The sequence below is a fragment of the Ruminococcus sp. Marseille-P328 genome, assembly GCF_964249465.1.
GTDB classification, from domain to species: domain Bacteria; phylum Bacillota; class Clostridia; order Lachnospirales; family Lachnospiraceae; genus Blautia_A; species Blautia_A faecis.
The window spans coordinates 1-26,366 of record NZ_CAXUBQ010000040.1; the positions used below are offsets into that span (position 1 = coordinate 1).

Sequence of the window (26,366 nt, forward strand, 5' to 3'; positions counted from 1 at the left end):
GAAATCCAGCGCTTACGGAGACTTATGCGTGAGGGCTCTCCCGAACGCATTAGTCGCAGTTAGCGATTAGTTCGCTGCAGCGTTGCGCCGGCGAGTGAGTAATACACATTGTCCAAATGCGTCCGCATTGAAGAACTTTTAATCAACTAAATAGTGACTTAGCTAAGTACCTTCCTGGACTCCTCATCCGCAAATTGCTGCCGTACCAACTGATAATAATATCCCTTTTTCTCCAGCAGCTCCTTATGTTTTCCCTGCTCCACAATCTTGCCATCCCGGACTACCAGAATCAGGTCGGCATTACGGATTGTAGATAATCTGTGAGCGATCAGGAAGGAAGTTCGCCCTTTCAGCAGTTTGTCTGTGGCCTGCTGGATCAGCTGCTCGGTTTTGGTGTCGATAGAGGAAGTTGCTTCGTCCAGAACGAAAATGGCGGGATCTGCCAGTACTGCGCGGGCAAAGGAAAGAAGCTGCTTTTCTCCGGTGGAGAGACGGTCGCCGCCTTCACCTACGTCACTGTCATAACCTTTGTCAAGCTTTTCGGCTACCTCATCGGCATGAACTGCCCTCGCAGCAGCCTTTACCTCTTCATCAGTGGCATCCAGTCTTCCATAACGGATATTCTCCATCACAGTCCCGGAGAACAGATGGGGATTCTGAAGCACATACCCGATGTTGCTGTGCAGCCACAACTGACTTCGCTCACGGTAATCTCTGTCGTCGATGAGGATTCTTCCCTTAGTGGGCTCAAAGAAACGGCAGGCCAGGTTCACCAGCGTACTTTTTCCTGCACCGGTCTCTCCGACGATTGCCACATTGGTACCAGCCGGAATTTTCAGGTTGAAGTTGCTGAGCACCTCTTCTTTTCCATCGGGATACTGGAATGAAACGTTTTCAAACTCAATGTCGCCTTTAATGGGTTCCCAGTTCTCCTTGTGGGGATCAAAGAAATCTCCATACTTTTCCAGAACCTCTGGGGAGTCTATCACCTGAGGCTTCTCTTCCAGAAGGGAGGTCACCCGCTCAATATTTGCCTGAGCAGAAATGCACTGGGACAAAATTCCTGCAAGCCTCTGAATTGGTTCAAAAATTCCAACTGCATATGCAGTAAATGCAGCAAGTGTTCCTATGTCCATACTTCCATTCAGAACCATAATGCCGCCACGCTCCAGTACAAGGGCAGTTGCCAGAGCTCCAAAGAAAACTACCAGCGGAATATAAATTGCATTTAATCTGGCAGCCTTGATAGACGCACTTCTCATCTCCTCAGTGACAGAGGCAAACTCCCGGAAGTTTTTCTCCTCCACAACCAGGGATTTCACAGTTTTCGCGCCCATAATTCCTTCGTTGTAGCCACTTGTGATCTTGGAATTGATTTTTCTCACCTGACGGTTCCATGTGAGGATCTTATTCTGGAAATACCAGGTAAGGACTGCAATAGCTGGAACGATCAGCATGATCACCAAAGCCAGTTTCCAGTTCAGAAACAGCATTGCAACAAACACACCCACTACATAAAAGATAGCCCACAGCATATCGATCACATCCCAGGCGATCAACTCTGTGATCCTGGCTACGTCGTTCATTACCCTGGACAGGATATATCCAACCGGAGTTGCATTGTAGTAGGAAAAAGACAGCTTCTGAAGATGAACAAACAATGCCCTTTTCATATCACGGCCTGTTTCCACATCAAGTGTCATGCAGCCTCTGGTGAAACAGATGACGGACCACATCTGAAAGACGATCACTGCAATATACAGCGCAATAAATCCTCCAAGTCCTGCCAGAGTATTTTTCTCGATAAAGGAATCAATGGCCTGTCGCTGAAATAACGGCATGATAATATCCACTGCTGAGCAGAGAATATTCATCACAATTACCATAATCAGCACATTTTTCCGGGGTGCAAGGAAAGGGAAAACCTTTTTCCAGATGGAAATATCAATAGACTTTGTATATTCTTTTTCTTCTATTCGCATGCTGCACCTCCTTCCATGAGACGGATGTCACTGTTCATCTGGATCTCATAAATGTCTTTGTATGGTCCCTCCTGGTGGAGTAGTTCCTCATGGGTACCCATCTGCTGGATTTCTCCCTTGTCCATCACAATAATACAGTCAGCCTGCATAAGAGATGTGATCCGGTGGGAAATCATAATAACCGTTGCTTTCTCCATCTCTTTTTTCAGTTCTTTGCGGATTTTGTTGTCTGTCTCCGTATCTACTGCGGATAGGGAATCGTCAAATACCAGGATCGGAGCTTCTTTCATCAGCATTCTGGCAATTGCAACACGTTGCTTCTGTCCACCGGACAAAGTGACGCCACGCTCACCTACGATGGTGTCATATCCGTCTGTAAAATGAAGAATTGACTCATCTACACAGGCAATCTCCGCTGCATGGCGAATTTCTTCATCCAGAAGCTTCTCCTTTGTGATGCCAATATTCTCACGGATGGTTCTGGAGAAAAGGAACGGTTCCTGGAGTACCATGCCGATATTCTGGCGCAGGTACTGACGGTCAATGTCACGAATGTCTGTACCGCCAATGGTAATACTGCCGCAGTCTTCCGGCAGATCATATAAACGGTTCAGTAAATGGACCAGAGTTGATTTTCCACTTCCAGTTGTGCCAAGGATTGCAAAGGTGCTTCCGGATGGGATTGTGAAATTGATATTTTTCAGAACCGGGTGGTCTGGAGAATAACCGAAAGATACATCGCGGAAGCAGATATCGCCATCCATGGCAGGTTTCATTCCACTGACAGGTCCCAAAGTCTGCTTTTCTCCACAGCCTTTATTTTCGGAATCCTCACTCGTTTGCTCTGCTGTCCGCGCAGGAATCTTATAATCCAGAGTTGCCTCACTCTGTCCTGCCTTCTTCTTTTTCGCAATATTCTCTGCATTTTCATTTCTGTCTGTACACTTAGCTTCACACTTTACAGCAGCATCCTCTTCCTCAGCCTCCAGAATATAAACCACACGTTCCATGGAAACCCCAGCCTTACTCATATCTGAAATAATCCTTCCCAGGCTTCGCACCGGCCAGGTCAGGGACGCATTATAGGAAATAAATGCCATAAACTCGCCCAATGTGATCTGTCCATTCACGGCAAAAACAACACCAGTCACCATAACCACCAGCACCTGCAGGTTGGTGATCAAATCTCCCGATGCCCAGTAAACGCTCATCAGTTTTCCAAGATATACCCATAAATTGGAGTAGGCATTATTTTTCTCATCAAACCGGTCGATTTCATACTTTTCTCTACCAAAAGCACGCACTACACGAACTCCAGTCAGATTCTCCTGCACGGTACTGGAAAGTGCCCCCTCCGCCTCATCAGCATCCTGAAAACGTTTCCCGATCCTGGAATAGAAATAGCAGGAATAACCGATGATCACCGGGAAAAAAGCTGCCGCAGCCAGTGTGATCTGCACATTCATGGAAAACATGATTCCCAGATACAGTACGATCAGGAAACAGATTCGAAACACCTCCGGCAGCTGCCTGCACACAAAGTTACGGATCACTTCCACGTCAGAGGTACATCTCTGAATGATCTCCCCGGTCTGGTGCTTTACATGCCAGGAAAAAGGCAGATACTGGGTGTGGTGATACAAGGTGTCACGGATGGATTTCAGGAAATTCTCTGAGCCTTTTGCCAGGCACATTTTACTTAAGTAATTAAAAACTCCCGAAAGAACTGCCGAAGCAGCTACCAGAAGTGCTGCCAGAAGCAGTGTCTGCCGCACATTCAGACCATCCGGAATTCCATCCAGCACCAGAATATGGTCTGCTGTGTATTTCACGATCTGTGGGATCAACGCATTACATGCTGTAAACAGCACCGAAAATAATAGCGTCCCCACAAAGAACCGGATATTTCCTTTCAGGAAACGGAAAATGATCCGGAATTTCCCGGTTTTATTTTTCGTATTCATACTTTCCCCCATTTTATAAAAAAAGAACACTCCCTGAACGAATCAAGGAATGTCCTCCTTCACTCCAAAAGTTTTACATATTCTTTCCAATGCATCATATTCCAAGGCCTTGTTTCCTACATAACTCTCAAAGGCTCCAAAAAATTCCCAGGCCGCAGGCTGCAGATACAGTTCTTTTTTCACATATCCATCCAGGATCACTGCTTCTGGCAAAAGACTTTTATAGGCGGCGCTCTGTGCCCCCAGCACATAAATCCTGTGCTCCTTCGACAGCTGCTCCAAAGCTTTTTTCTGCTCTGCAGTTGGTGCAAGCTCACCATTTACCAGAATACTTCCCGGAACCGGCTTTTGTACCAGCTTCATGGAAATACGCTCTCCCTGCAGGTTCCATTTCCCACACACAAGGTAAGTCTCACCATTGTAGGAAACCGTTTCCACCTGGTTCTCCTCTGGTCTGGCTGCAGCAAGTACCTGAAGGCGCATTATCCGAAGGCGGTTTTCCTTTCCGTAGTCTCCCAGCTGCTGGCAATCTGCCGGAGCATATATCCGGTCAAATACAGTAAGGGCTTTTCGCCATCTTGCCGGATATTTTTCATGGATGTAAGGCAGAAAATCAAGATCCACCAGAACTTTCATTTTCGCCGGTGCCTCTGCTGCCAGATAATATGGCAGATACCCTGTACTTCCAGCCATGATCACCACATCCCAGGAACTGCTGCCGAACAGCCTGCCCCACTCTCTTCTGGCAAGCATTCGCATATATCTTCGTATTTCCGGATTTTCCAGATAAAGAGCCGGATTTTTCTCAATCATACGGTAATTCAGGAAATCTTCCTCACTCAAAGTCATCCTTCCTGCGCCCATCACTTTTGGAAGCTCTTTTTCAAAGGCGAGAAATTCTTTCACATCTCCCTTGCTTCCAAGCCAGCCACTATAAATAACCGTATCATATTTTTCCCTGTCCATACTGTCTGCAAGCTTTCGGACAACAAGCTTAGCCTCCCGCTCGGCTTTCCAGCTGCTAAGGATCAGGACTTTCTTCCTTTCCTCCTGATTTCGAAGGGAGAAAAACTCCATTCCAGGCACTGCATTCTGCCTTCGGATACACTCCAGAAGACTGCCTCTGCCTTCTTTTAAGCCTTCCTTTTTCTCTATGATCACTTTTCCATCATAGACTTTTCCCAGGGTGCATTTTTCCAGCCATGCTTCCTTCGCTTTGCTCTTAGACGGAGCGTAGATATAATCTGTTTTCAGAAGCTCCCTTGCCGTAACTGAGAGAAATTCTGCAGTCTCCACAGACTTCCTATCATAAATTTCCAGCATGGGATTAAAATAAACCTGTGCTTCTTTTTTCACAAAAGAGCCTGGCAGAACCATATTACCGATAATGTAACCTGCCTGGGAAAGCGCCTCCAGATATTCACGACTTTCCTCTTTTACATAGTCCACACCTGTTTTTTTCACCAGATGAAAACCGCCTTTTATGCAGGCCGTAACACTCGCCTTCTCAGAGGAAACATAATTCTTCAGCGCATAGTCCAGCATTTCCAGCAGCAGATCACTGCCAGGCTTTTTTTCATCTATAAGAAAGAAAAAACAGGAAGCATCCACCGGATTCCCGCATACCTCTGCGTAGGCATAGTTTTTGGAAAGTTCTTTCTTATTCTCATGGATGAATTTCAGAGCCTGACGCTTCACGCTCTCATAATCCTCCATATTATCTTTCAAAATCTTCTCTATCTCATTCATCTGAAGTCCTCTTACCTTCTATCAGCTCATCCAGCTTCCCACTCTGTTCCTCGTTCCAGGACATGGCCTGAAAGCTGTAAGGCATCTCTGTTGTGCAGTCTTCTGCCAGCAGCTTCATATTCATGGTTTTTGCAGCAAGGGTACCCAGGCCTTCTTCTTCCCCTTCCGGACAGATAAAATAATCGCACAGATTCATAAATGCAAAGGGTTTCTCAAGCCATCCGGTAAGAATCACCCTTCCCTCCAGGTGAAGATCTGAAACCATAGCTTTCAGCTTCTGATACCCTTTCCCTTTTCCGGTAATGTAAAGACAAGTATTTTTCTCCAGACGGTCAAAAGCCTTCAGAACGTTCTGGGCTTTCTGCTGGTACATACAGATATAATTGATTTTCTCTGTATCCGGTGCCGGAATGGCTTCCACGGTAATAACAGCTGGATTGCTTCCCTGGTATCTGGCAATAAAGTAGCTTTCTGTGGCAGATACGATTACCTGCTGGCCTGCCAGCTCCTTTGCAATCTGTTTTTCACGGACAAAACGTGCATTGTATTGGAAAAACCGAACGCCATCCATCTCCTTTGCCACCACTGAAAACAGGCTCTTTTTCCCGGTAAGGTCAATTGCACAGTCGAATTTCGCCTCTCCAAACAGGCGCCTTGCCTCTCTCTTGTAAAAAGCATGTGGAATATCTTTTATTTTTCCCTTCAAAAACAGCTCATTCTGCGCGATTTCCTCCGCTTTTCCGTTAAAAGGCTGACCACGGTAAAGGATCCGAAGCCCGGTAGGAAGACCTATGATCTGTTCTTCTGCAAAATCGTCTCCACCACCGCACACAAGCAGGGTAACATCGTATTTCTGAAAATCCAGGTTCTCTGCAAGTCCAAGAAATGCTTCGGTGTCATCTCCCTCCGAAAAATCACCGGCATACATCAGAAGCTTTTTCTTTGGTGACTGCGCCTCATCCTGACAGGCTATACACCGGGAATCTTCTTTTCCGTGGAACACAATGTCTGCAAGGCGGCGGCAGACCTCTCCGTCATCTTGCGGACACGCCCAGGCTGCTTCCCTTTCGTAAACCTTCCGGTATGGCTCCATGGCTCTTTCGGCATCCTTCACATAATCTCCAAGCTGCTCATAAGTTTCTGCAACAGGACCCGGCAGCTTATCAATTCCGAAGTATAAGCCTCTGTAATTTTTATATTCTGCAAGATCCGGGATAAAGAACAAAATGGGCTTTTTCGATACCAGATAGTCAAAATAAATACTGGAATAATCGGAAATCAGAACATCTGTAGCACGAAGAAGCTCATTGGTATCTACGGTTGCAGGAATATACTGGCCGGTTATCCCTACTGTGTCTTTAATGTGGTAGTATACAATCTGATGAGGCTTCACCAGCACCTGGTACTCCCTGGTATCCACATTCTCCTCGATAGTGCGGATCATCTTCTCATAGGCATCCAGGCTGGTATCAGGGCTGGAATACCTGCTGCCCTTCCAGGTAGGCGCATAAAGGATCAGCTTCTTCTTTGGATCTGCCTCCACGCCTGCCATCTGCAGCTTCTTAAATATGGCCTCCCGGTCTGTGTGAAAATAGCTGTCATTACGGGGCTGCCCGATTTCCAGGATTTTTCCGGGATAAAGATTTTTCATTTTGAACGCATTCTCATAAATCTCTGTCATAAAATGATTGGGCGCGATCAGATAGTCTGCTGCAAGGAAATTCCTTACTGTATTTCCTGCACTCACCTTGCCTGCCGGAATGTCAAATCCAATGGTTTTTAACGGGATTCCGTGCCAGGTATCCACAAAGATCTGCTCCTTACGTTTGGTAAAATATCCGGGAAAGCTTACATTATTGATCAGATATTTGGCTGTAGCCAGATATTCCCTGTATTCTACAGACTGGAATTTAATAAATTTCACATTTGGATCATCCCTGTAAAGTCCCATCCATGGTTCATTATCCGAAAAATCGTCAATGACCCAGACATGGAGATACTCCTGAAATTCTGTCTGGGTCAGCAAATACTTGAAAATGGCATGAGGGCTGCAGGTCATGCCTCTGCCCCCAAATGCCTCGTATAGTATACATTTTTCTTTTATGGGACTGTCAAGAAAATCCGCGTACTTCTCCCGAAACTCCTCCGTAAGATTGTATTTAGCCTCATCCCTGGCTCTCTTTAAGGCAGCCTCAAAAGTGTCCTTCTCTTTACCGGAATTTTCATCCGGGCGGACTATCCTTTTCACCAGCTTCTTCAGGTTGTTCACGGTGATCTTCATGTTACTTCCCCCTCTTCTTCGCAACTACACGTTCAAAAAGTCCGTCCCATTCTTTCACAGCCTTGTCGATAGAGAAATCATCAGACTTGGCAATGGCGTTCGCAGACATCCGGGCACGAAGCTCTTCATCATGTGCCAGTTTCAGCATGGCCTGGGCAAATTTGTGGGGATCAAACGCTTCAGGAAGGAAACCGGTCTTTCCGTCATCAATGATCAGATCCATGGCGCCCATATGATAAGCGATTACCGGAAGACCGAACTCAAAGGATTCCATAATCACCATAGGCCAGCCCTCCCATCTGGATGGAAGAAGGAAAACAGAAGAATTCAGATAATACTTCTCAGGCTCATTGGTATATCCTACAAAATGGACACGCTTCTCCAGATGACGCTTCTTCGCATCTGCCCTGATCTGGTCAAAAAGATCTCCGTCTCCGATGATATCAAGCTCCCACTCCGAATCCTCTTTGCAGAACTCTTCAAAGGATTCCATCATCAGATCCAGTCCTTTGGCATATACGAAACGGGTCGCCATGAGAAAACGTTTGGATTTCACATCGCACTTCTTTTCACTGACAAAGCTTCTGGGATTGATTTTTACTTCACAATCTATTCCAAGCTTCTCCATATAGTCCCGCTTATCATAATCACTCAACACAATGTAGCGGTCCAGATTTGGCAGATACTGCTGAAGAAGGTTCTCCTGCTGCCAGAAGACGACAGGCTTCACATGAAGATATCCGTCATAGCAGTTATGCTGCCAGCCGATGGTTGCGGCTTTTAGCCGGGGCGCGATCATGGCAAGTCTCAGGCTTAAGGATGCTGTGGTAAGGATCACGTCATAATCCTGGGAATTGAAATATTCCACCCATTTCTCTCTTGTTTTTTTAGGAAAAATTGCTTCTGCAAGAATGGGATTCAGGCTTTTTTTATTAAACAGACCAGATCTGTCATTGAGCTTCTTCACCAGATAGCGGGCGCAGAAAGCCGGGGTATGATGCTTATTCACGAACTGGCTGTTGTCAATGAAATCCACATTGATATCTTCACTTAAATGATACATGGTGCGGTCTTCACGAAAGCGGTCTTCATAAGTCATGATCGTCACTTCATGCTCTTTCACCAGCTCGTTGGCCAACAGGGAAACCACTCTCTTGGTTCCGCCCAGATCAAAGATTTTTGTTATCCAGATACATATTTTCATGTTATATACCACCCCTGCAGGGGCTTCCTCCTTTTGCGGGATAAATCCTGAAGCATGTAAAAAAGGCTTTCGTATTTTCTCTGTTATACCGTAATTTTGAAATAATCCAGAACACGTTTGCAGTAATTATCTGTTACATTATGAGTCTTTGCAAGAATTGCCTTACGCTGATTCTCATAGTCATCTTTTCCATTTTTGACATCCAGAACAAACTGTTCAAACTGCTGTACATTGTAAATATGTTCTCCTGGCATGTATTCCAGTGGATCTTCAAATACCCATCCTCTGGACTCCGTATAGGCATCATAGTCATCCAGGGTAAATCCAATAGGTCTGTTGAGAAGCAGATAATCAATTGCCACAGAGGAATAGTCAGAAATCAGGGCATCCGAACAGTTGATAAACTCATAAAGCTGCAAGCCATTGTCTTCCAGATCCTGATTTTCCAGGTAAACAATATTTGTCAGCACATTTTCTCCAAAGTCATATGGAATCTGGAGATAATGCTTCTTAATTACCACAAGTACATGATTATCACGACAGAAATTATTAAAAGCAAGAAGCCGCTCCTTATCGTCCAGGATCGGGATATTAAATTCATTGTTCAGCGTTTCCTCATTCAGTCTCTCGCTGCTTGCATGACGGTAGGTAGGCATCCACAGGATCAGCTTGTCACTGTCAGCTGTTTTCAGAAGCTTTTCCTTATATGCTCTTGCGGCGTTGCTTCCCTTCATCATCTGATCGTAACGGGGATAGCCAAGTGCAAGAAGCTTCCTGGAACTGCAGCCAAAGAACTCTTTCTTCGTCTCAATAAACACATCTCCTGGCACCAGACAGTAGTCGAAAAATACCTTGCGGTTGTTCTTGTTCGCCTTGTAGCCGCAGCCATGCCAGAGATTTACAAAAGTCTGACCCTTTCTTGCCATTCCGATCCAGTTAAACGCCTGGGTGTAAAAAATAAAGGCTGAGGTCAATGCATAGCGGTAAGCTGCTGCCCTGCGGATCGTCGTGTTCTTCTTGAAATTGCGAACAAACTTCACATTCTCCGCCTGGTATTTCTTATACTTCTCCGGCTCATGAACCAGCCAGACAAGCTCATATTTTTTATTATATCCATTTGCAACCATATAATCAAAAAGAGCCCGGCAATTGTCTGTAAAATCATCATTTGTCTCAAACAGGATTCTGTTTTTCACCATACGCGGGGGGAATTTACGAAGTCTTCTCACTTTCCAGCGGTCATATAAAGCATAAGTCACATAGCCTTTGAATGTGGTGAACAAAGGTCCTGCGCCCTGCTCTTTCAGGATTTTTGAAAATTTCTTTAGAATTCTCTGTGCTCTTTCCATGGATTTTACCTTTCTTAATATATTACAATCCAGAGCCTGTTTAAAAAAGGCTCTAAATCAGTCCGCATTAATACTCTTTCAGTTTCTCACGAAGCATTGTAGAAGAAGTATCTTTGGTGTAGGGAAGATAAACCAGCCTGGCTCCCAGGGCTTCCATCTCTTTCCCGGTGCGCTCCCAGCGCTCATTTCCCTTCCAGTCATCTCCGATATAAATTTCATCGAAACGGATCTTATCCCAGATTTCTTTTTTATCAAGGGTATTCGTGATGATCACCTCGTCCACATATTTAATAGACCGGACGATCTCAGCCCGCTCTTCCAATGGCACGATAGGTCTTTTATTCTTATAGCTTTCCACAAGCTCATCTGTATTTACGCCTACGATCAGATAATCACATCTTCTCTTAGCATTTTTGATCAGGTTCAGATGACCGATATGAAACATATCGTAAGTTCCCTGTGTGTATCCGATTACCTTTCCCATTTATCCCTCTCCTGTATCTGTTTTTTTCGAAAAAATAATCATAGCACATTGTTTTCTAAATAACTATACCACTCACTTGTCTGTGAATCCGATTGATATAATTATTTACGAAATGATGTACTAGAACCTTTTTGGATGGGTAACTTCTGCTTTTATTTTACTTTATATTCAAATACTCTGCAAGTGCCTCGCAGTAACCTGACTTCTTTGGCATAGTGTGCATTGCAGGCAATAATCTTCTTCTCTCTTCTTTAAAAGGATCCTCTCCCACTGCGATATGGGAAAAATAGTCCTTCAGATCCTCTAAATTGTAAATCTTCTCACCTGGCATATATGCTTCCGGATTTTCAAATACAAATCCTCTTGTATTTCGATAGCTTTCCAGGTCTGTGAGCACATAGCCCAGAGGTCGGTCAAGAAGCATATAGTCTACTGCAATGGAGGAATAATCCGAAATCAGTCCATCCATAAGTCCCACCAGTTCATACAGCTGAATGCCCGATTTCTGAAGCATTTCTTCTGTCACATAACGGATATTGGTATACGCACCTTCATCCAGGGACCAGCCAGACTGAAGGGGATGTTTTTTGATGATCAGAAATATTCCGCATTCCCTTAAATGAACATCCAGTGCTTTCAGCTCCGCCTCGCTCTCCAATGCAGGAAGCTGAAAGGGAAGTTCAATTTCATTCTCTGCGCTGATCAGCACCTCACTTTTTCGGAAAGTAGGCATCCAGATCACGGTTTTCATATCCTTATGGGAAAAAAGCTTCTCCAGCGCCTCCCCACGGCTGACAGATGGATGGAGCATCCAGTCATATCTTGGATAGCCAAGGGCAAGAATCTTCTCTTTCTCACAGTTCCAGTAACGGGATTTTGTTTCCACAAACACAGGTCCCGGCACCATGGCATGGTCAAAATGCATCATGCTTTTTCCTGTAGGCGGCTTGTTGTCTTTGGCTGCATCCTTATAGCCGCAGCCATGCCACATGTTCACTGTGATCTGCCCTTTACAATGGTAAAAATTCAGGTAAGCTGTATTGTTTGTATAGAAAAAAAATCCTGCAACAGCGCCATAATAATAAGCAAGGGGGCTGGACCAGCCATATTTATTCTCTGCTGTTACAAATTTAACATTCTTGCATTTCAGTTTCTCACATTTTTTCTTATCGGAAACCATCCAGATAATCTGATGGTTCTCATTTATTTTATTCTGAATCAGATATTCATAAAAAGCCCTGGGATTGTCTGTCATGTCCTGCATGGTACGGTTTTTCAGCACAATACAGTTCTGACGGAGCTTCCCGTGATTCCCGAACCATTTTCCCACCAGGGCAAGCTCCGCCTTTGAACAAAAGCGGCCCAGATAATAAAGAACACTTCCAGCCAGACCCTCTTCTTTTATTTTCCTTTTAAGGGAATCCTTTGTCATCTCTTACCCTCGTTTCTATAATTTACCTGATAAAATTACGATACACCAGAGTGCTTTTGAAAAAAGCTATTTGCAATTACATCTCAAAAGACGATTTCTCCGGAAAAATCACTTCGAAGCTTTTCTGAATTTCTTTCTTCTGCTTCTCAAAATCACCCACATTCACATCATCATTAAGGCAGATCATCTTACACGCCTGTCTGCGAATGGTATGGTGAATCTGCTGATCATGTTTTCCTATGGTATAAAATCTTCCAAGCTTCGGTGACTGGGGCGTGAATTTTCCTTCCATGTACTGCCAGTATTTCATCACGTACTGGTTCACATCGAATACTGTGCGGAAACGATTCTTACAAACCTCATCCAGAACAGCACCCTCTTCGTCCCATACTTTCCAATAGGTTGCTTTCAAAAAAGGACTTGGAAGATGTGAATATTTAAAACTGGAAAATTCACGATAAGGCAGCATCAGCACATTGCGGAAGAGCATTGCTCCATAAGCCGGACTGAACCATTTATTTGCCTGCTTTCTGATCACTTCTTTTTTATTATAATGCATATTGACAAGAGCTGCATCATTCATAAGAATATTGGCAAAAGGATTGCGGATATTGTCCTGCACAAGGGCAGTCTCAATACAGCAGTCACAGGGGAGTCCGTTTTTGAAAAAATCTTCCTGTTTCACGGAATCAATGAGAAACATATCATCATTAAAAAAGACGAAATGCTCTGACAATCCTTTTATTCGGTGAAGATTCAGTTCTATAGAATTAATATTAAAGGTAGGAAGATAAGCAGGCGCCATAAAATCCTCATGCTTTACAATCTGAATCTTTTCATGCGCTGTGTTCAGCCACTTTGGAACATGTCCCCATGTAACAAAATATATTTTATTTACCCAGGGAGCAAATTTCTCCACACCGCGGAACCAGTACTGAAGATTGTCCCAGTCGCGGTATCTGCTCTCCCCGGCGTCAGTTCCCCTGCCAGGCTGATATTCCCTGCGCTGTGCAAGCCAGTCAGGGTCACTGCCGTCCACCCAGGTGAGCACAAAATCTATTTTTTCCATTCCTATTCTCCTGCTCTTTAAATGGTTGCGGTCTAGAAATGTGACGCACATCTTGCAGAAAGCCTTTTTCAAACACGCTCTATAGCTTTCTCAGTCAGCTTATCTGCCATACAGAAGCATCAGCTTCTGCCCTTCCTTATGGATGTCAAATCCTGCTTCTGCCAGCCTTCTGGCCGCTTCTTCTCTTTCGATTCTCCCGGCTTCCTTCATCTTAAACACAGCTTTGGCCCATTTCTCCGGGCTTTCTGCCAGAGAAATCATCGTCACATTTTCCCGGGAGAGTACTGCTTCTCCTGTGATCTGGTCTGAAATCACACAGGGCAGGCCATTGGCCTGAGCTTCCAGAAGAGTAAAGGGAAGTCCCTCAAATAAAGAAGGAAACAGGAAAACATCCATGGCGCTTAAGTACCGCTCCACGTCCTGACATACTCCCGTAAATATGATTTTATCCAGGACACCCGCCTTCTTAGCCTGCTCCTGGATCTGTTCCTTTAATTCGCCGTCACCTATAAGGCAAAGCCTTGCAGCTGGCTCTTTTCGTTGGATTTCATGGAAAATACGAAGAATGGCCTCATGATTCTTCTGAATCTGAAACCTGCCTACATGCCCTACTACCAGGGCATCCCCAGAAATCCCCAGCTTTTCTCTGATTTTCCGCCTGTTTGACTCTGAAAAGCCATATTTATCTGTCTCAATTGCGTTTGCAACCAAAGTTACTTCACCCCGTTCAAAAGCCTTATCTCCGAACAACCATCTGCCTGCTTTTTCGGAACAGGCAAACTTCTCATTCACATAATGCTTCATTCTGGGACGATTCACGCCATCCATCAGCTTACGCACAATTCCCGGTGCTGAAGCGTTATGGGAATGTGCTATTACCTTTCTCACTCCTGCCTGCTTCGCCAGGCGAAGTGGTACGATATTGGCTGCTGAAAGCATATTCACATGCACGACATCGTACTTCTCCCGGGAAAGGAGCTTCCGAAAGGCCTTTATATAGCCAAAGTAATCTTTTTTTACATTGGGGACATAGAAAACCCGTCCCCCAAGCTCCAGGATTTCTTTCTCATAAGCAATCGTTCCATACATGGATACAAAATCAAAGGATACTCCCTGTCTGGCCAGTTCCCTGAAATAATTCATTACAAATGCTTCCATACCGCCAGGATTATTTCCCAGCCCTACCTGCAGGATTTTCATTTTTCACCTTCTAAACGCTTTATCAGCTTGTCATATCTGGAAACTTCCCGGGTTAATTCCTTTTTCATAATCAGCCACCTATCATTTTACTGTATTGCTCAGAGATCGGATCAATGTCGCCGTATGCGATCAGCTTGCCTTTTTCCAGAATCATGGCCTTATTGCAAAGGCGCTGTACCTGTTCCAGAGAATGGGATACAAAAAGGACAGTAACACCTGAGTCAAACATACTCATGATCTTCTTTTCACTTTTTTTACGGAACTTGGCGTCACCTACGGAAAGGACCTCGTCCAGGATCAGGATCTTCGGTTCTACTACTGTGGCAATGGAAAAGCCAAGTCTGGATTTCATACCGGAGGAATAATTTTTCACCGGAACATCCATGAATTTCTGAAGTTCAGAGAATTCTACAATCTCATCATATTTGCTGTCAATAAATTTCTTGGTATATCCAAGCATGGCACCATACAGGTAAATATTCTCTTTTCCTGTATACTGCGGGTCAAAACCAGCGCCAAGTTCCAGAAGGGGAACCATTTTCCCATGTTTGTCCACATGACCCTCTGTAGGCTTGAATACACCGGAAATCACCTTAAGAAGAGTACTTTTTCCAGCTCCGTTAAGACCAAGGATACCTACACGGTCTCCCTTTTCCACGCTGAAGCTTACATTCTTCAAAGCCCAGAATTCATTGTACTGGATTTCTCTCTTAATGGTTTTAAATATATAATCTTTTAAGCTGTCAACCTTCTCACGGCTCAGGTTGAACTTCATGCTTACGTTATCGACTTCAATGGCTGTCTTGCTCATATTTTCTCCTTAACATGTTCCTGTAAATGGTAGTTTAGAGCGTGTTTGAAAAATACTTTCTGCAGGGAATGATTTTTCAAACAGGTTCTAGATGTACAGAATAAAATTATCCTGTTTTTTCTTGAAGCATACAAGTCCGATGATGGTAATCACTACGCTGAATGCAGCTGCATAAATTACATATGGCGCATACATAGGCTCTCCGAAGATTGCAGATCGGAAAATCTGAATGGTACAGTACAGAGGATTGAACTTCAGGATCCATGCCCAGCCACTCTTCAGCAGCTTGCTTGGATAATAGAAGATGGCACATGTATACATGATCAGCATCAGGGCAACAGACCAGAGGTACTCAATATCTCTGAAAAATACACCGATAGTTGCAAGGAACATTCCACTTCCGTAGGAAAGGATCAGAATGATGATCAAGGCAACCGGTGCCTGAAGCAGATAAATAGTCGGTTTCACACCCAGGATCACGCCTACAATGGCAAGCACAACCAGGGAGATCAGAAAAATAATATAATTATAAATTACAGTTGAAAGTGGATACAGATATTTCGGTACATACACTTTCTTGATCATTGCTGCATTGGACCGGATGGATTTCAGCGCAGCTTTGGTTGCAGAGGAATAAAAGCTGTACAGAAGACGTCCGGAAAGAATGTATACAGGGAATGTTTTGTCCGTGTTTCCATACAGGGTTCCGAAGACAATAGTCAGTACCACCATGGAAAGCAGTGGTTCTAGCATGGACCACAAAATACCAAGGTAGGAACGACGATATTTCAGCTTGATTCCTTTTTTGACCAGCTCACTTAACAGGAACTGATACTGTCTGAGATTATCTAAATATTTCTTCATATTCACTCCATTATATTTTGAAAAATTTGGCTTTCTGTTTTATCCAAAGCATTCGTATATAAACTTCTCTTTAAAAAAAGCCAAACTGTATTGTAACATACTCTTTCGCAGGTTGCAATATTGCGATTTAACCTGGAAGCGATCAATCATTCCAGATTCTTACTTGCGTCTACTGCCATCTGGTAGGCTTCTGCATAAGAAATTCCAGTCTTTCTACAGATTTCCGCCAGGCTTTCATACTCCGGATAGCATTTCTCTGCTCCTTCTGAACCGCAGATTTTCACTTCCACCTCACCGAAGGGAATCATTACTTTCCGCTTTCTCCGGGGCAAAATCGTGCGCTCCATCTTGACCCTGCGGATACCAATACTGGTAGTTTCTGCAAAAATCAAAGCTTCCATTCCCGGGACATCTTCTTCCTTACAGATTACAGTAAGAAGCCATGCAGGACGGTTTTTCTTCATATATACAGGAGTATAATGCACATCCCTTGCACCGGCCTCAAAAAGCTTCTCCATGACAAAGCCAAGTACTTCACCGCTGCAGTCATCGATGTTTGTTTCCAGCTTGTAGATGTAATCTGCACAATCCGCGCTTTCCGTAACACCGGTCTGAATTTTGGCAGTTTCATTTGCCGCACTTTCATTTCCTGCCGGAATTCCCACCGCTTTTTCCGGTTTATGGGATTCTTCCGGGTGAATCAGCATTGCACGCAGGATTCCCGGGCACTCATACGTCCTCTTGCCAGCTCCGATACCTGTTTTCTCAATTGCAAAGGTCTCCGGTAATTTGCAGGAAGTACGTACTGCTGCCACAATTGCCGCACCTGTAGGAGTTACCAGTTCACCCTGTACCGGAGTGATCCGCAGATTCAGGCCACACTGCTGTACAATATGGGTTACCGCTGGAACCGGAACTGGTAAAATGCCATGCTGGCAGCGGACCGTACCCATTCCTTCACATAATACAGGTACAATGACCTCTGTAATTCCAAGATTGTCCAGGCAGACTGCCACGGACAAAATATCTACAATGGAATCCACAGCTCCAACTTCGTGGAAATGCACCTCCTCCACCGGAACATTGTGGGCTTTTGCTTCTGCCCTTGCCAGGATCTGAAAAATTTTAAGGGCAATACCTCTGGCACTGTCAGTCATCTTTGTGTCAGCAAGTATCTGACAGATTTCGTTCATACCGCGATGTTTGTGATGACGATGGGGCTCGTGAGTATGTGCTGCTATCTCATCTCCATGATCATGTCCATGTGCTGCCACATTCTTTGCAGCTGCCTCATGGCTATGCTCATACTGGTGATTATGTTCTTCTGCCATATGCGTATGACTGTGATTATGTTCTTCTGCCTCATGCGTATGACTGTGATTATGTTCTTCTGCCCCATGCGTATGACTATGATCATGTCCATGCAGATACTCCATATCATGGTCATGTCCGTCTATCTCTGCATCCAGGATTACATCGAAATCACAGGCATCAATCCCGGATTTCGTCACCCTGCTTACTTTTATCTCAAATCCCTGCACCGGAATACTTTCAAGTACATCCTCCAGCACCTTCTGATCTGCTCCCAGATCCAGCAGTGCTGCCACTGTCATATCACCACTGATTCCGGAATAACACTCCAGATATAATGATTTTCCCATAATTCTCCTCGTTACAAATTTATCAAATTGCTTTTCAATTTGTGTCTCTTACTTACCAAGCGCCAGCCGGTTCATCTGCGTTGCCAGATATCCGGCTCCATATCCATTGTCAATATTCACGGTGGCAATTCCATTAGCACAGGAATTGATCATGGTCAGAAGTGCTGATAATCCATGGAAATTCGCTCCATATCCCACAGACGTAGGCACCGCGATCACCGGTCGGCTTACAAGACCGCCCATAACACTGGCAAGAGCACCCTCCATGCCAGCCACAGCCACAACACAATTCGCGTCCTGAATGATCTCCAGCCTGGAAAACAGCCTGTGCATTCCACTTACACCAACATCATAAATCCGTTCCACGTGAGTTCCAAAATATTCTGCAGTCTGTGCTGCTTCCTCGGCCACTGGAATATCTGCAGTGCCTGCTGTACAGACAGCCACCTTTCCCTCATGAATCTTATCTGGTTTCTCAATTTTCAGGATTCTGGAAACAGGGTCATACTGAACTTCCGGAAACTTCTCCTTCACCAGCTCATACTGTGCCTGGGAAGCCCTTGTTCCAAGTACTTCTCCCTCTTCCATATATAAACGCTCAAATATTTTCAGCAAATGGGCATCTGCCTTATTGCTGCAGTAAATCACCTCTGCGAAACCAGTACGGGCTTTTCTCCCCGTATCCAGCTTGGCATAATCCATTTCCTTGTAACCATCCTGTCGAATCAGCTTCCCTGCTGCTTCCGGAGAAAGTCCTCCCATTTGCACCTGGGCAAGGATTTCTTCTAATGTCATGTACAAATCACTCCATTTCCTAAAACGTGTTTGAAAAAGGCATTCTGCAAAATGTGCGTCACAATTTGCGGGAATGTTTTTTCAAACAGGCGCTAAAATGCAACACAATTATAACGTTTTCTGCCCTTTTATTCAACAAAAAAATCCTGCCTCATTTTGCTGAAGCAGGATTTCTATGCATCGCGAAGCGTGTTACTTGTCACGGAGCGAACCGTAACGGATTTCTTCCAAAGCCGGCTGTTCTGAGCGTAATCAGCGCTCCCAGGACGTCTGATTATGTTTTATTTCGCTTTGGCTGCCTTTTTATCTCCAAGGAAACCAATAGATGTAACACAGATCAGTTTATCGAAGATCATAAACATAGCTGGTAAGATAAACAGTACAACTACCATACTGATGATCGCACCACGGGCAAGCAATGTACAGATAGAACCGATCATCTCAACCTGTGAATAACAGGAAACACCGAAGGTTGCTGCGAAGAAGCTGAGACCACTGCTGATAATGGACGGCATGCTGGTCTTATGGGCAATGCTGATGGCTTCCATCTTATTCTTACCGTGCTGTCTCTCTCTCTGATAACGGGTAGTCATCAGGATCGCATAGTCAACGGTTGCACCCAGCTGGATGGCACCAATAACAATACTTGCAACGAACGGAAGGCTGATTCCCTGATAGTACGGAATGGCCATATTGACAAAAATCGCAAACTCAATAACCGCAACCAGAATGATCGGAAGGGAAATTGATTTAAAGATAATCATAATGATCAGGAAAATGGCACCGATGGAGATTACATTTACACGAACCAGATCGGCATCTGTGGTATCCTGAAGATCTTTCATAAGCGGTGCCTCACCGATTACCATTGCAGTATTATCGTATTTCTTTACTATTTTATCAATTTCTGCAAGCTGGGCATTTACCTCATCTGTAGCAGAACCATATTCAGAGCATACAAATGCAAGCTCATATTGATCTCCTTTGAAAATCTTCTTCAGATCATCCGGGATCATAGACTCCGGAACGGTAGGTCCGATCAGGGAATTCATACCCAGACTCCACTTCACACCCTCAACCTTATCAATATCATTTAACATCTGCTGTTTCTGCTTGGAGTCCATATTCTTATCCATCATAATCATATGGATATTGCCTACTGCGAAAGTTTTCTCCAGCTCATCATTGGCAATGTTGCAATCCAAAGTGGATGGAAGGGATTCTGCAATATTATAGTAAATCTTTGTATGATTGTTTCCATAAATAGCCGGAAGCAGAAGCACCAGGAAAATCACAGTCCAAAGCTTATAATGCTTCGTAATAAATGCAGACGGTTTATCCATTCTGGCAAGAAGCAGCTTATGCTGTGTCTTCTCAATAGGCTTGTCAAAAAACAGAACCAGTGCCGGAAGAATGGTTACACAGCAGATAACACCAATAATAACGCCCTTTGCCATAACAATACCAAGGTCACGTCCAAGAGCAAAGGTCATAACACAAAGTGCAACGAAGCCGGCTACTGTGGTAACAGAGCTTCCAGCTACAGACTTAAAAGTATTGGCAATGGCATGCCCCATGGCACGATCCTTTTCACCAGGGAAACGCTTCTTATTTTCCTCGTAGCTGTTCAGAAGGAAAATGGAATAATCCATGGTAACACCAAGCTGAAGCACTGCGGTAAGTGCCTGTGTAATATAAGAGGTTTCGCCCAGAATAATATTGCTTCCCAGGTTGTAAAGGATAGCAAGTCCGATACTGAGCAGGAACAAAAACGGAACAACAAAGGATCCGCTTGTCAGCTCCAGAACGATCAGACTGAGTACCGCCGCGATCACAACGTAAATCGGCAGCTCCTGCATGGCAATGTTCTTAATATCTGTAACAACTCCTGTCATGCCACTGAGGAAGCACTGCTCGTTGGCAATCTTACGTAGTTCTGTGATAGCTTCCATGGAAGTATCTGAAGATGTGGTATTATCGAACAGAACCAGCATCATGGTTGCATCGCCATTTATAAATACCTTTCTGTACTTCTCAGGAATCATCTCTACCGGAAGAGTGATATCCGCCACATCATCATACCAGAGAACATCCTTTACATGCTCTACTTCACTGAATTTCTCTTCCAGCTTCTGGACATCCTTCATATCCATATTCTCCACAATTACCATGGAAAAGGCGCCCATACCAAACTCATCCACCAGAATATCCTGACCTTTTACCGTCTCAAGGGTATCCGGCAGGTAACTTAACAGATCATAATTTACTCTCGTCTCTGCGATTCCGATCACAGACGGGATTACCAGCAAAAGTCCGATCAAAAGCACCAGGACCTTATGCTTGGCTATCCATTTTCCTACTTTGACCATTGATGTCATCTCCTTAAATTCATTTCTTTCGTACTATAGTATAACCCAAAATGACCAATAGTCAATATTATTTTTAACAAAAATGAAAAATAGTCATTTTTCTCAAAATCCGATCAAAACGCCGACGATTTTTACCAAAAATGCCGCAATCCAGGCGATCACACATTGTCCGATCACCACTCCAGCTGCCCATTTTCCGCCAAGCTCACGTTTCACAGAAGCAATCGCGGCTACACAAGGCGTATATAAAAGGCAGAAGGTAAGAAGGCACACTGCTGCCAGCGGAGAAAGCACCTCCACCAGTGCCGCTGTGCTTCCAAATAATATGGACAATGTGGAAACCACGCTCTCCTTTGCCATGAAACCTGTTACAAGAGCTGTGGAAAATCTCCAGTCCCCAAAGCCAAGAGGCCCAAATACCGGTGCAATAAATCCGGCAAGTACTGCAAGAATACTGTCTTTGGAATCTGTCACAATATTCAGATGCAGATCAAAGGTCTGTAAAAACCAGATCACAATGGTTGCCACAAAAATAACAGTAAAGGCTCTCTGAAGAAAATCCTTTGCTTTTTCCCAAAGAAGCTGGCCAACGTTTTTTGCACCTGGAAGACGATAATTAGGAAGCTCCATTACAAAGGGAACCGCTTCTCCCTTAAACATGGTTTTTCCAAAAATCAGTGCCATCAGGATTCCCATAATAATTCCGCCGAAATAAAGTGCTATCATTACCAGTGCACCGTATTTCGGGAAAAAGGCAGCTGTAAAGAAAGCATAAATCGGAAGCTTTGCCGAACAGCTCATAAAAGGAGTAAGGAGGATCGTCATCTTACGGTCACGCTCTGAGGGCAGGGTTCTGCTTGCCATAACGCCGGGAACTGTACAGCCAAAGCCTACAAGCATTGGGACAATGCTTCGTCCGGAAAGTCCAATCTTTCGAAGCAGCTTATCCATTACAAATGCCACTCTGGCCATATATCCACTGTCTTCCAGAAGTGACAGGAAGAAAAACAGGGTGACGATAATCGGCAAAAAGCTGAGCACACTTCCAACTCCATTGAAAATACCGTCAATTACAAGTGAATGAAGCACATTATTTACGTTCCATGCAGTCATTGCCTGATCCACCACTGCAGTCAGCCAGGTAATTCCCATATCCAGAAGATCTGAAAGTCCCTTTCCGATCACACCAAAGGTCAGCCAGAAAACCAGAGCCATAATACCTGCGAAGCATGGAATGGCTGTATATTTGCCTGTAAGTATTTTATCCATCTTCTGACTGCGCAGATGCTCCTTGCTTTCATGAGGCTTAATCACGGTCTCAGCGCAGACTTTTTCAATAAAGTCAAAGCGCATATGGGCAATCGCCGCGGACCGGTCAAGCCCACGCTCCGTCTCCATCTGCTTTACAATATGCTCCAGGGTTTCTTTTTCATTCTGATCCAGCCCAAGCTTTTCCAGGATCAGTTCATCCCCTTCCGCAAGCTTACTGGCTGCAAAACGTACCGGGATATCTGCCTGCTGAGCATGATCCTCAATGAGATGCATAATTCCATGAAGACATCTGTGAACAGCACCGCCATCATCGTTTGCATCGCAGAAATCCAGACGCTTTGGTTTTTCCTGATATTTTGCCACATGGATCGCATGGGCTACCAGTTCATCGATTCCCTCATTTTTCGCTGCTGAAATAGGTACTACAGGAATTCCAAGCGCCTCTTCCATCTGGTTCACACGTACAGAACCGCCATTCTGCCTTACCTCGTCCATCATATTCAATGCCAGGACCATAGGAACATCCAGTTCCATCAGCTGCATGGTAAGATATAGATTTCTTTCAATATTGGTTGCATCCACAATATTGATAATTCCTTTTGGATGCTGTTCCAGAATAAAGCTTCTGGTTACGATTTCCTCGCTGGTATAGGGGGACATGGAATAAATTCCCGGCAGGTCTGTCACCAGAGTATTCTTTTTCCCACGGATAATACCATCCTTGCGGTCTACAGTAACTCCCGGAAAGTTGCCTACATGCTGACTGGAGCCGGTTAACTGATTAAACAGGGTTGTTTTACCGCAGTTCTGGTTTCCTGCCAGCGCAAAGGTAAGAAGCTCACTATCCGGAAGGGGATGTTCATCTGCTTTTTCATGATATTTACCGCCCTCGCCCAGACCTGGATGAGGAATCGCCCTGACACGGCTGCCTCGTTTCTGTTCTTTTTCATCCCTTACATTATCAATCTGAATCTGGGCAGCATCTGCAAGACGCAGGGTCAGCTCATAGCTATGTATCCTGACTTCAACAGGGTCACCCATAGGTGCATATTTTACCATGGTCACGTCCGCCATGGGAATGATTCCCATATCCAGGAAATGCTGCCGCAGGGCACCCTCTCCTCCTACTACTGTAACTGTGGCAGTTTTCCCGATGGGAAGGTCTTTTAATGTCATATGTACTTGTCCTCTTTTCCCATATGTAAGATTTTTGTTGCTGTTCAAAACTAAGCAGCAACCATTTTTGATAAAATTCGTCTGCTAATGATAAATTTTATCATTAATGTTACAGGAGTTAGTTTATTCTAATATCATCAGGATGTCAATATTATTGAGAAAAATTATTGACAATTTTATCATTATCTGATAAAGTTACGAAACAAGGTTTCCCTGTGAGGGAGTAGCAAGCGTGTCCACAGACGCGTGGCAAGTCAACATACCGACCGTATGAATCTGTTTGTATAGATTGCTGTTCACTGAATGAACAGCAGATTTCAGAGCAGTGTTTCGATCTGGCTTGCATTAAATTGCGAGACTCATGTATAACGTTATGCTATACATGGAGTCTGTCCTTTTATAAGAATGCAGCTGACCCATATATAGCCTGTGGTTATATATCGGGTCTTTTTTCATGCTGTAAAAAGCTTCGCCGAGAGATCTGTTTCCACAGCAAATAAAAAAATGGAAACCAGTAATAAAATACATTACGGAGGAACGTAAAAATGAACTACAGTTTTGTGTTTTTTCTGAACAGCGCCCTGCTTGGAGTCGGACTTGCAATGGATGCTTTTTCTGTGTCCCTGGCAAACGGCCTTCACGAGCCTAAGATGCGCATGAAAAAAATGTGCGGCATTGCAGGCACATTCGGTGCTTTCCAGGCCATTATGCCAATGACCGGATGGTTATGCGTCCACACCATTGTAGAATACTTCAAGGCATTTGAGAAATTTATTCCATGGATCGCGCTGATCCTTCTTGGCTATATCGGAGGCTCCATGCTGATCAATGGTATCCGGGGAACTGGCGAGGATAATGAAATTCCGGGAGTTGGTCTCAAAGCCCTCTTCATTCAGGGTGTTGCAACTTCCATTGATGCCCTGTCCGTAGGATTCACCATCTCAGAGTATGACTGGCTGATGGCTCTTGTCTGTTCCCTGATCATTGCTATAGTCACATTCTTTATCTGCATGACCGGACTTTCCCTTGGAAAACGCTTCGGAACCAGGCTTTCCAACAAGGCGGATATTCTCGGCGGCGTCATTCTTATTGCAATTGGTCTGGAAATTTTTATGAGCAATATGTTTTAATTTTTTCAGCATATTTATCACTATTTAATAGGTACTGTTCCGCAAGGTGTTTTACTATATAAGCGTTGATTTTTACCTGTTGTCCAATCAAAAAAAGCTTTCATCTCTCCCTTTGCGGGATGGATGAAAGCTTTTTCTGCTTTTATTAACGGGCAATAATATATGCGCAATAAACCAGATATACCACTACCATTATAATACCCTCTTTGCGCTCAATTTTTTTCCTGGTTCCTGCAAAGATCCAGACCATAACCGAAAATACCATAAGAAGCACTATATCGATTATGTTTTCCCAGATCAAAGCTACCGGACTGATAGCAGATGAGATTCCAAGAACCATCAGAATATTGAAAATATTGGATCCTACTGCATTTCCAACTGCCATATCAACTTCATTTTTTCTTGCTGCAACTACAGAGGTTACAAGCTCCGGAAGTGAAGTTCCGATAGACACAATGGTAAGCCCGACCAGAGTCTGGCTCATTCCAAGCTCTATTGCAATCCTGCTGGCTGTATCAACGGTAAGGTCACCGCCAAAAGCAATTGCAGCTGCACCCACGATCAGAAAGAGGATACTTTTGCCGTATGACAGCTCTTTCATATTATCACATTCTTCAACACCTTCTATTTCAATCTTCTGTCCTGCAGCACGGGCTTTCATTGCGCTTCGTACCATTGTGAAAATATATCCGGCAAACACGATCAAGAAAATAACTCCATCTGCATGACCCAGCGTCATTCCCGCCTTATCTCCCAGTCCTGAAATTCCCAGTACAAGCAGAAATAGTGCACAGCCTAAAGACAAGGGAATATCTCTTACCACAGTTGCTTTCTGGACCATAATTGGCGTCAGAATCGAACAGACACCAATTACAAACATCAGATTAAAAATATTGGATCCTACTACATTGCTGACCGCAAGTTCATTATTCTGTACCAGAGAAGCAGTCACACTCACGGCTGTTTCTGGCAGTGAAGTTCCCATAGCCACAATCGTAAGACCAATGATGATGGGCGGAACCTTTAACTTCTTCGCAATGCTGGAACTTCCCTCCACAAAAAAGTCAGCCCCTTTTACCAGAAAAGCAAATCCCACTGCCAGCAGCAGAATAACAGCTGCAATTGGCAATCCATTAATAATATTTTGCATAATACTCTCCTTTTGTTATCCGCATATTTTTATCTTTACAGATTCTCCAGAGTGTGTTTGAAAAGGCTTTCTGCAAAATGTATGCTACAAAACAGCATTTACTTCATACGCCTGCTTCTTTGGAATCACATCTGCCGCAAATGTAAAAAGACCCATGTATGCCATAACATGCATACATGAGTCTCATTCTTTAAGATTTGCCAGGCCAGAATCAGATCCGATCAAAGCCGCGACTGTTGACAAACCACGTTTTCACGCAAACTACTCCCTCACAGAATCCATATGTGTAGTTAATATACCAAATTGCTGTTAAGAAGTCAACCTCTAATCTTCCTCTATATGCTCTCTTTATGAACCATTTATGATAATGTCCTAATATACCATAAAGGAAAATGTCCCAATGTAGTATAATGCTTCCATCAAC

At 44.2% G+C, this 26,366-nt stretch carries 18 protein-coding genes and 1 pseudogene; 2 read left to right on the top strand and 17 right to left on the bottom strand.

Going from position 1 to position 26,366, the window contains the following annotated elements:
* Positions 1-158: 158 nt before the first annotated feature.
* From ACESTK_RS19255 to ACESTK_RS19295, 9 genes are all read right to left on the bottom strand, one after another.
* On the bottom strand, positions 159-1,982 hold the full coding sequence (locus tag ACESTK_RS19255) for an ABC transporter ATP-binding protein (RefSeq protein WP_373120527.1): 1,824 nt from the start codon (positions 1,980-1,982) through the stop codon (positions 159-161).
* Complete coding sequence (locus ACESTK_RS19260; RefSeq protein ID WP_243110357.1) at positions 1,973-3,946, bottom strand: ABC transporter ATP-binding protein; 1,974 nt, start codon at positions 3,944-3,946, stop codon at positions 1,973-1,975. Before ACESTK_RS19260 ends, ACESTK_RS19255 begins: the two co-directional genes overlap by 10 nt.
* A gap of 42 nt (positions 3,947-3,988) precedes the next feature.
* Positions 3,989-5,695: a hypothetical protein gene (locus ACESTK_RS19265; RefSeq protein ID WP_373120528.1), complete on the bottom strand. Its 1,707-nt coding sequence runs from the start codon at positions 5,693-5,695 to the stop codon at positions 3,989-3,991.
* Positions 5,688-7,976 (bottom strand): CDP-glycerol glycerophosphotransferase family protein, encoded by a 2,289-nt coding sequence (locus tag ACESTK_RS19270; RefSeq protein WP_373120529.1) that lies wholly within the window; start codon positions 7,974-7,976, stop codon positions 5,688-5,690. The genes ACESTK_RS19265 and ACESTK_RS19270 overlap by 8 nt, the downstream gene beginning before the upstream one ends.
* 1 nt (position 7,977) lies before the next feature.
* Positions 7,978-9,180: a glycosyltransferase gene (locus ACESTK_RS19275; protein ID WP_368369150.1), complete on the bottom strand. Its 1,203-nt coding sequence runs from the start codon at positions 9,178-9,180 to the stop codon at positions 7,978-7,980.
* An 83-nt stretch (positions 9,181-9,263) separates the two neighbouring features.
* Positions 9,264-10,529: a CDP-glycerol glycerophosphotransferase family protein gene (locus tag ACESTK_RS19280; protein ID WP_373120530.1), complete on the bottom strand. Its 1,266-nt coding sequence runs from the start codon at positions 10,527-10,529 to the stop codon at positions 9,264-9,266.
* Positions 10,530-10,596: 67 nt separating this feature from the next.
* A complete protein-coding gene (locus tag ACESTK_RS19285; protein ID WP_118579597.1) occupies positions 10,597-11,013 on the bottom strand; it encodes an adenylyltransferase/cytidyltransferase family protein in 417 nt (138 codons plus the stop codon).
* Between the two features lie 157 nt (positions 11,014-11,170).
* Positions 11,171-12,445: a CDP-glycerol glycerophosphotransferase family protein gene (locus tag ACESTK_RS19290; RefSeq protein ID WP_118579594.1), complete on the bottom strand. Its 1,275-nt coding sequence runs from the start codon at positions 12,443-12,445 to the stop codon at positions 11,171-11,173.
* A 76-nt stretch (positions 12,446-12,521) separates the two neighbouring features.
* The gene (locus ACESTK_RS19295; RefSeq protein ID WP_373120531.1) at positions 12,522-13,514 is read right to left on the bottom strand and encodes a Stealth CR1 domain-containing protein; all 993 of its coding nucleotides are present in this window, start codon (positions 13,512-13,514) and stop codon (positions 12,522-12,524) included.
* 36 nt (positions 13,515-13,550) lie between these two features.
* Between ACESTK_RS19295 and ACESTK_RS19300 the strand changes: the two are divergent.
* Positions 13,551-13,607, top strand: a pseudogene (locus ACESTK_RS19300) (DUF6783 domain-containing protein); the annotation flags it as partial.
* A 6-nt stretch (positions 13,608-13,613) separates the two neighbouring features.
* Here ACESTK_RS19300 and ACESTK_RS19305 read toward each other — a convergent pair.
* The 7 genes from ACESTK_RS19305 to feoB form a co-directional block, all read right to left on the bottom strand.
* Positions 13,614-14,714, bottom strand: coding sequence for a glycosyltransferase family 1 protein (locus ACESTK_RS19305; protein ID WP_195699996.1), 1,101 nt, complete (start codon positions 14,712-14,714; stop codon positions 13,614-13,616).
* Positions 14,715-14,784: 70 nt separating this feature from the next.
* Positions 14,785-15,525: an ABC transporter ATP-binding protein gene (locus tag ACESTK_RS19310; protein WP_118579582.1), complete on the bottom strand. Its 741-nt coding sequence runs from the start codon at positions 15,523-15,525 to the stop codon at positions 14,785-14,787.
* An 87-nt stretch (positions 15,526-15,612) separates the two neighbouring features.
* Entirely contained in the window at positions 15,613-16,389 is a 777-nt protein-coding gene (locus tag ACESTK_RS19315) for an ABC transporter permease (RefSeq protein ID WP_118579579.1), read from the bottom strand.
* Between the two features lie 146 nt (positions 16,390-16,535).
* Positions 16,536-18,050: a nickel pincer cofactor biosynthesis protein LarC gene (gene larC, locus ACESTK_RS19320; RefSeq protein ID WP_173719427.1), complete on the bottom strand. Its 1,515-nt coding sequence runs from the start codon at positions 18,048-18,050 to the stop codon at positions 16,536-16,538.
* A gap of 48 nt (positions 18,051-18,098) precedes the next feature.
* Entirely contained in the window at positions 18,099-18,845 is a 747-nt protein-coding gene (gene larB / locus ACESTK_RS19325; RefSeq protein WP_173774229.1) for a nickel pincer cofactor biosynthesis protein LarB, read from the bottom strand.
* Positions 18,846-19,126: 281 nt separating this feature from the next.
* Positions 19,127-21,214: an RND family transporter gene (locus ACESTK_RS19330; RefSeq protein WP_373120533.1), complete on the bottom strand. Its 2,088-nt coding sequence runs from the start codon at positions 21,212-21,214 to the stop codon at positions 19,127-19,129.
* A 102-nt stretch (positions 21,215-21,316) separates the two neighbouring features.
* Positions 21,317-23,662 carry a ferrous iron transport protein B gene (gene feoB / locus ACESTK_RS19335; protein WP_118579567.1) on the bottom strand — a complete coding sequence of 782 codons (2,346 nt, stop codon included), beginning with the start codon at positions 23,660-23,662 and terminating at the stop codon, positions 21,317-21,319.
* 545 nt (positions 23,663-24,207) lie between these two features.
* On the opposite strand from feoB, the gene ACESTK_RS19340 reads away from it, so the two are divergent.
* Positions 24,208-24,792, top strand: a complete 585-nt coding sequence (locus ACESTK_RS19340; protein ID WP_187566076.1) for a manganese efflux pump MntP family protein — start codon at positions 24,208-24,210, stop codon at positions 24,790-24,792.
* Positions 24,793-24,937: 145 nt separating this feature from the next.
* Here the strand turns inward: ACESTK_RS19340 and ACESTK_RS19345 are convergent, their stop codons facing one another.
* Complete coding sequence (locus tag ACESTK_RS19345; protein WP_187566075.1) at positions 24,938-25,942, bottom strand: calcium/sodium antiporter; 1,005 nt, start codon at positions 25,940-25,942, stop codon at positions 24,938-24,940.
* Positions 25,943-26,366 lie beyond the last annotated feature (424 nt).

Coding starts and splice junctions, on each gene's coding strand:
- ACESTK_RS19255 (WP_373120527.1), bottom strand. CDS start 1,982: ATGCGAATAGAAGAAAAAGAATATACAAAGTCTATTGATATTTCCATC.
- ACESTK_RS19260 (WP_243110357.1), bottom strand. CDS start 3,946: ATGAATACGAAAAATAAAACCGGGAAATTCCGGATCATTTTCCGTTTC.
- ACESTK_RS19265 (WP_373120528.1), bottom strand. CDS start 5,695: ATGAATGAGATAGAGAAGATTTTGAAAGATAATATGGAGGATTATGAG.
- ACESTK_RS19270 (WP_373120529.1), bottom strand. CDS start 7,976: ATGAAGATCACCGTGAACAACCTGAAGAAGCTGGTGAAAAGGATAGTC.
- ACESTK_RS19275 (WP_368369150.1), bottom strand. CDS start 9,180: ATGAAAATATGTATCTGGATAACAAAAATCTTTGATCTGGGCGGAACC.
- ACESTK_RS19280 (WP_373120530.1), bottom strand. CDS start 10,529: ATGGAAAGAGCACAGAGAATTCTAAAGAAATTTTCAAAAATCCTGAAA.
- ACESTK_RS19285 (WP_118579597.1), bottom strand. CDS start 11,013: ATGGGAAAGGTAATCGGATACACACAGGGAACTTACGATATGTTTCAT.
- ACESTK_RS19290 (WP_118579594.1), bottom strand. CDS start 12,445: ATGACAAAGGATTCCCTTAAAAGGAAAATAAAAGAAGAGGGTCTGGCT.
- ACESTK_RS19295 (WP_373120531.1), bottom strand. CDS start 13,514: ATGGAAAAAATAGATTTTGTGCTCACCTGGGTGGACGGCAGTGACCCT.
- ACESTK_RS19305 (WP_195699996.1), bottom strand. CDS start 14,714: ATGAAAATCCTGCAGGTAGGGCTGGGAAATAATCCTGGCGGTATGGAA.
- ACESTK_RS19310 (WP_118579582.1), bottom strand. CDS start 15,525: ATGAGCAAGACAGCCATTGAAGTCGATAACGTAAGCATGAAGTTCAAC.
- ACESTK_RS19315 (WP_118579579.1), bottom strand. CDS start 16,389: ATGAAGAAATATTTAGATAATCTCAGACAGTATCAGTTCCTGTTAAGT.
- larC (WP_173719427.1), bottom strand. CDS start 18,050: ATGGGAAAATCATTATATCTGGAGTGTTATTCCGGAATCAGTGGTGAT.
- larB (WP_173774229.1), bottom strand. CDS start 18,845: ATGACATTAGAAGAAATCCTTGCCCAGGTGCAAATGGGAGGACTTTCT.
- ACESTK_RS19330 (WP_373120533.1), bottom strand. CDS start 21,214: ATGGTCAAAGTAGGAAAATGGATAGCCAAGCATAAGGTCCTGGTGCTT.
- feoB (WP_118579567.1), bottom strand. CDS start 23,662: ATGACATTAAAAGACCTTCCCATCGGGAAAACTGCCACAGTTACAGTA.
- ACESTK_RS19340 (WP_187566076.1), top strand. CDS start 24,208: ATGAACTACAGTTTTGTGTTTTTTCTGAACAGCGCCCTGCTTGGAGTC.
- ACESTK_RS19345 (WP_187566075.1), bottom strand. CDS start 25,942: ATGCAAAATATTATTAATGGATTGCCAATTGCAGCTGTTATTCTGCTG.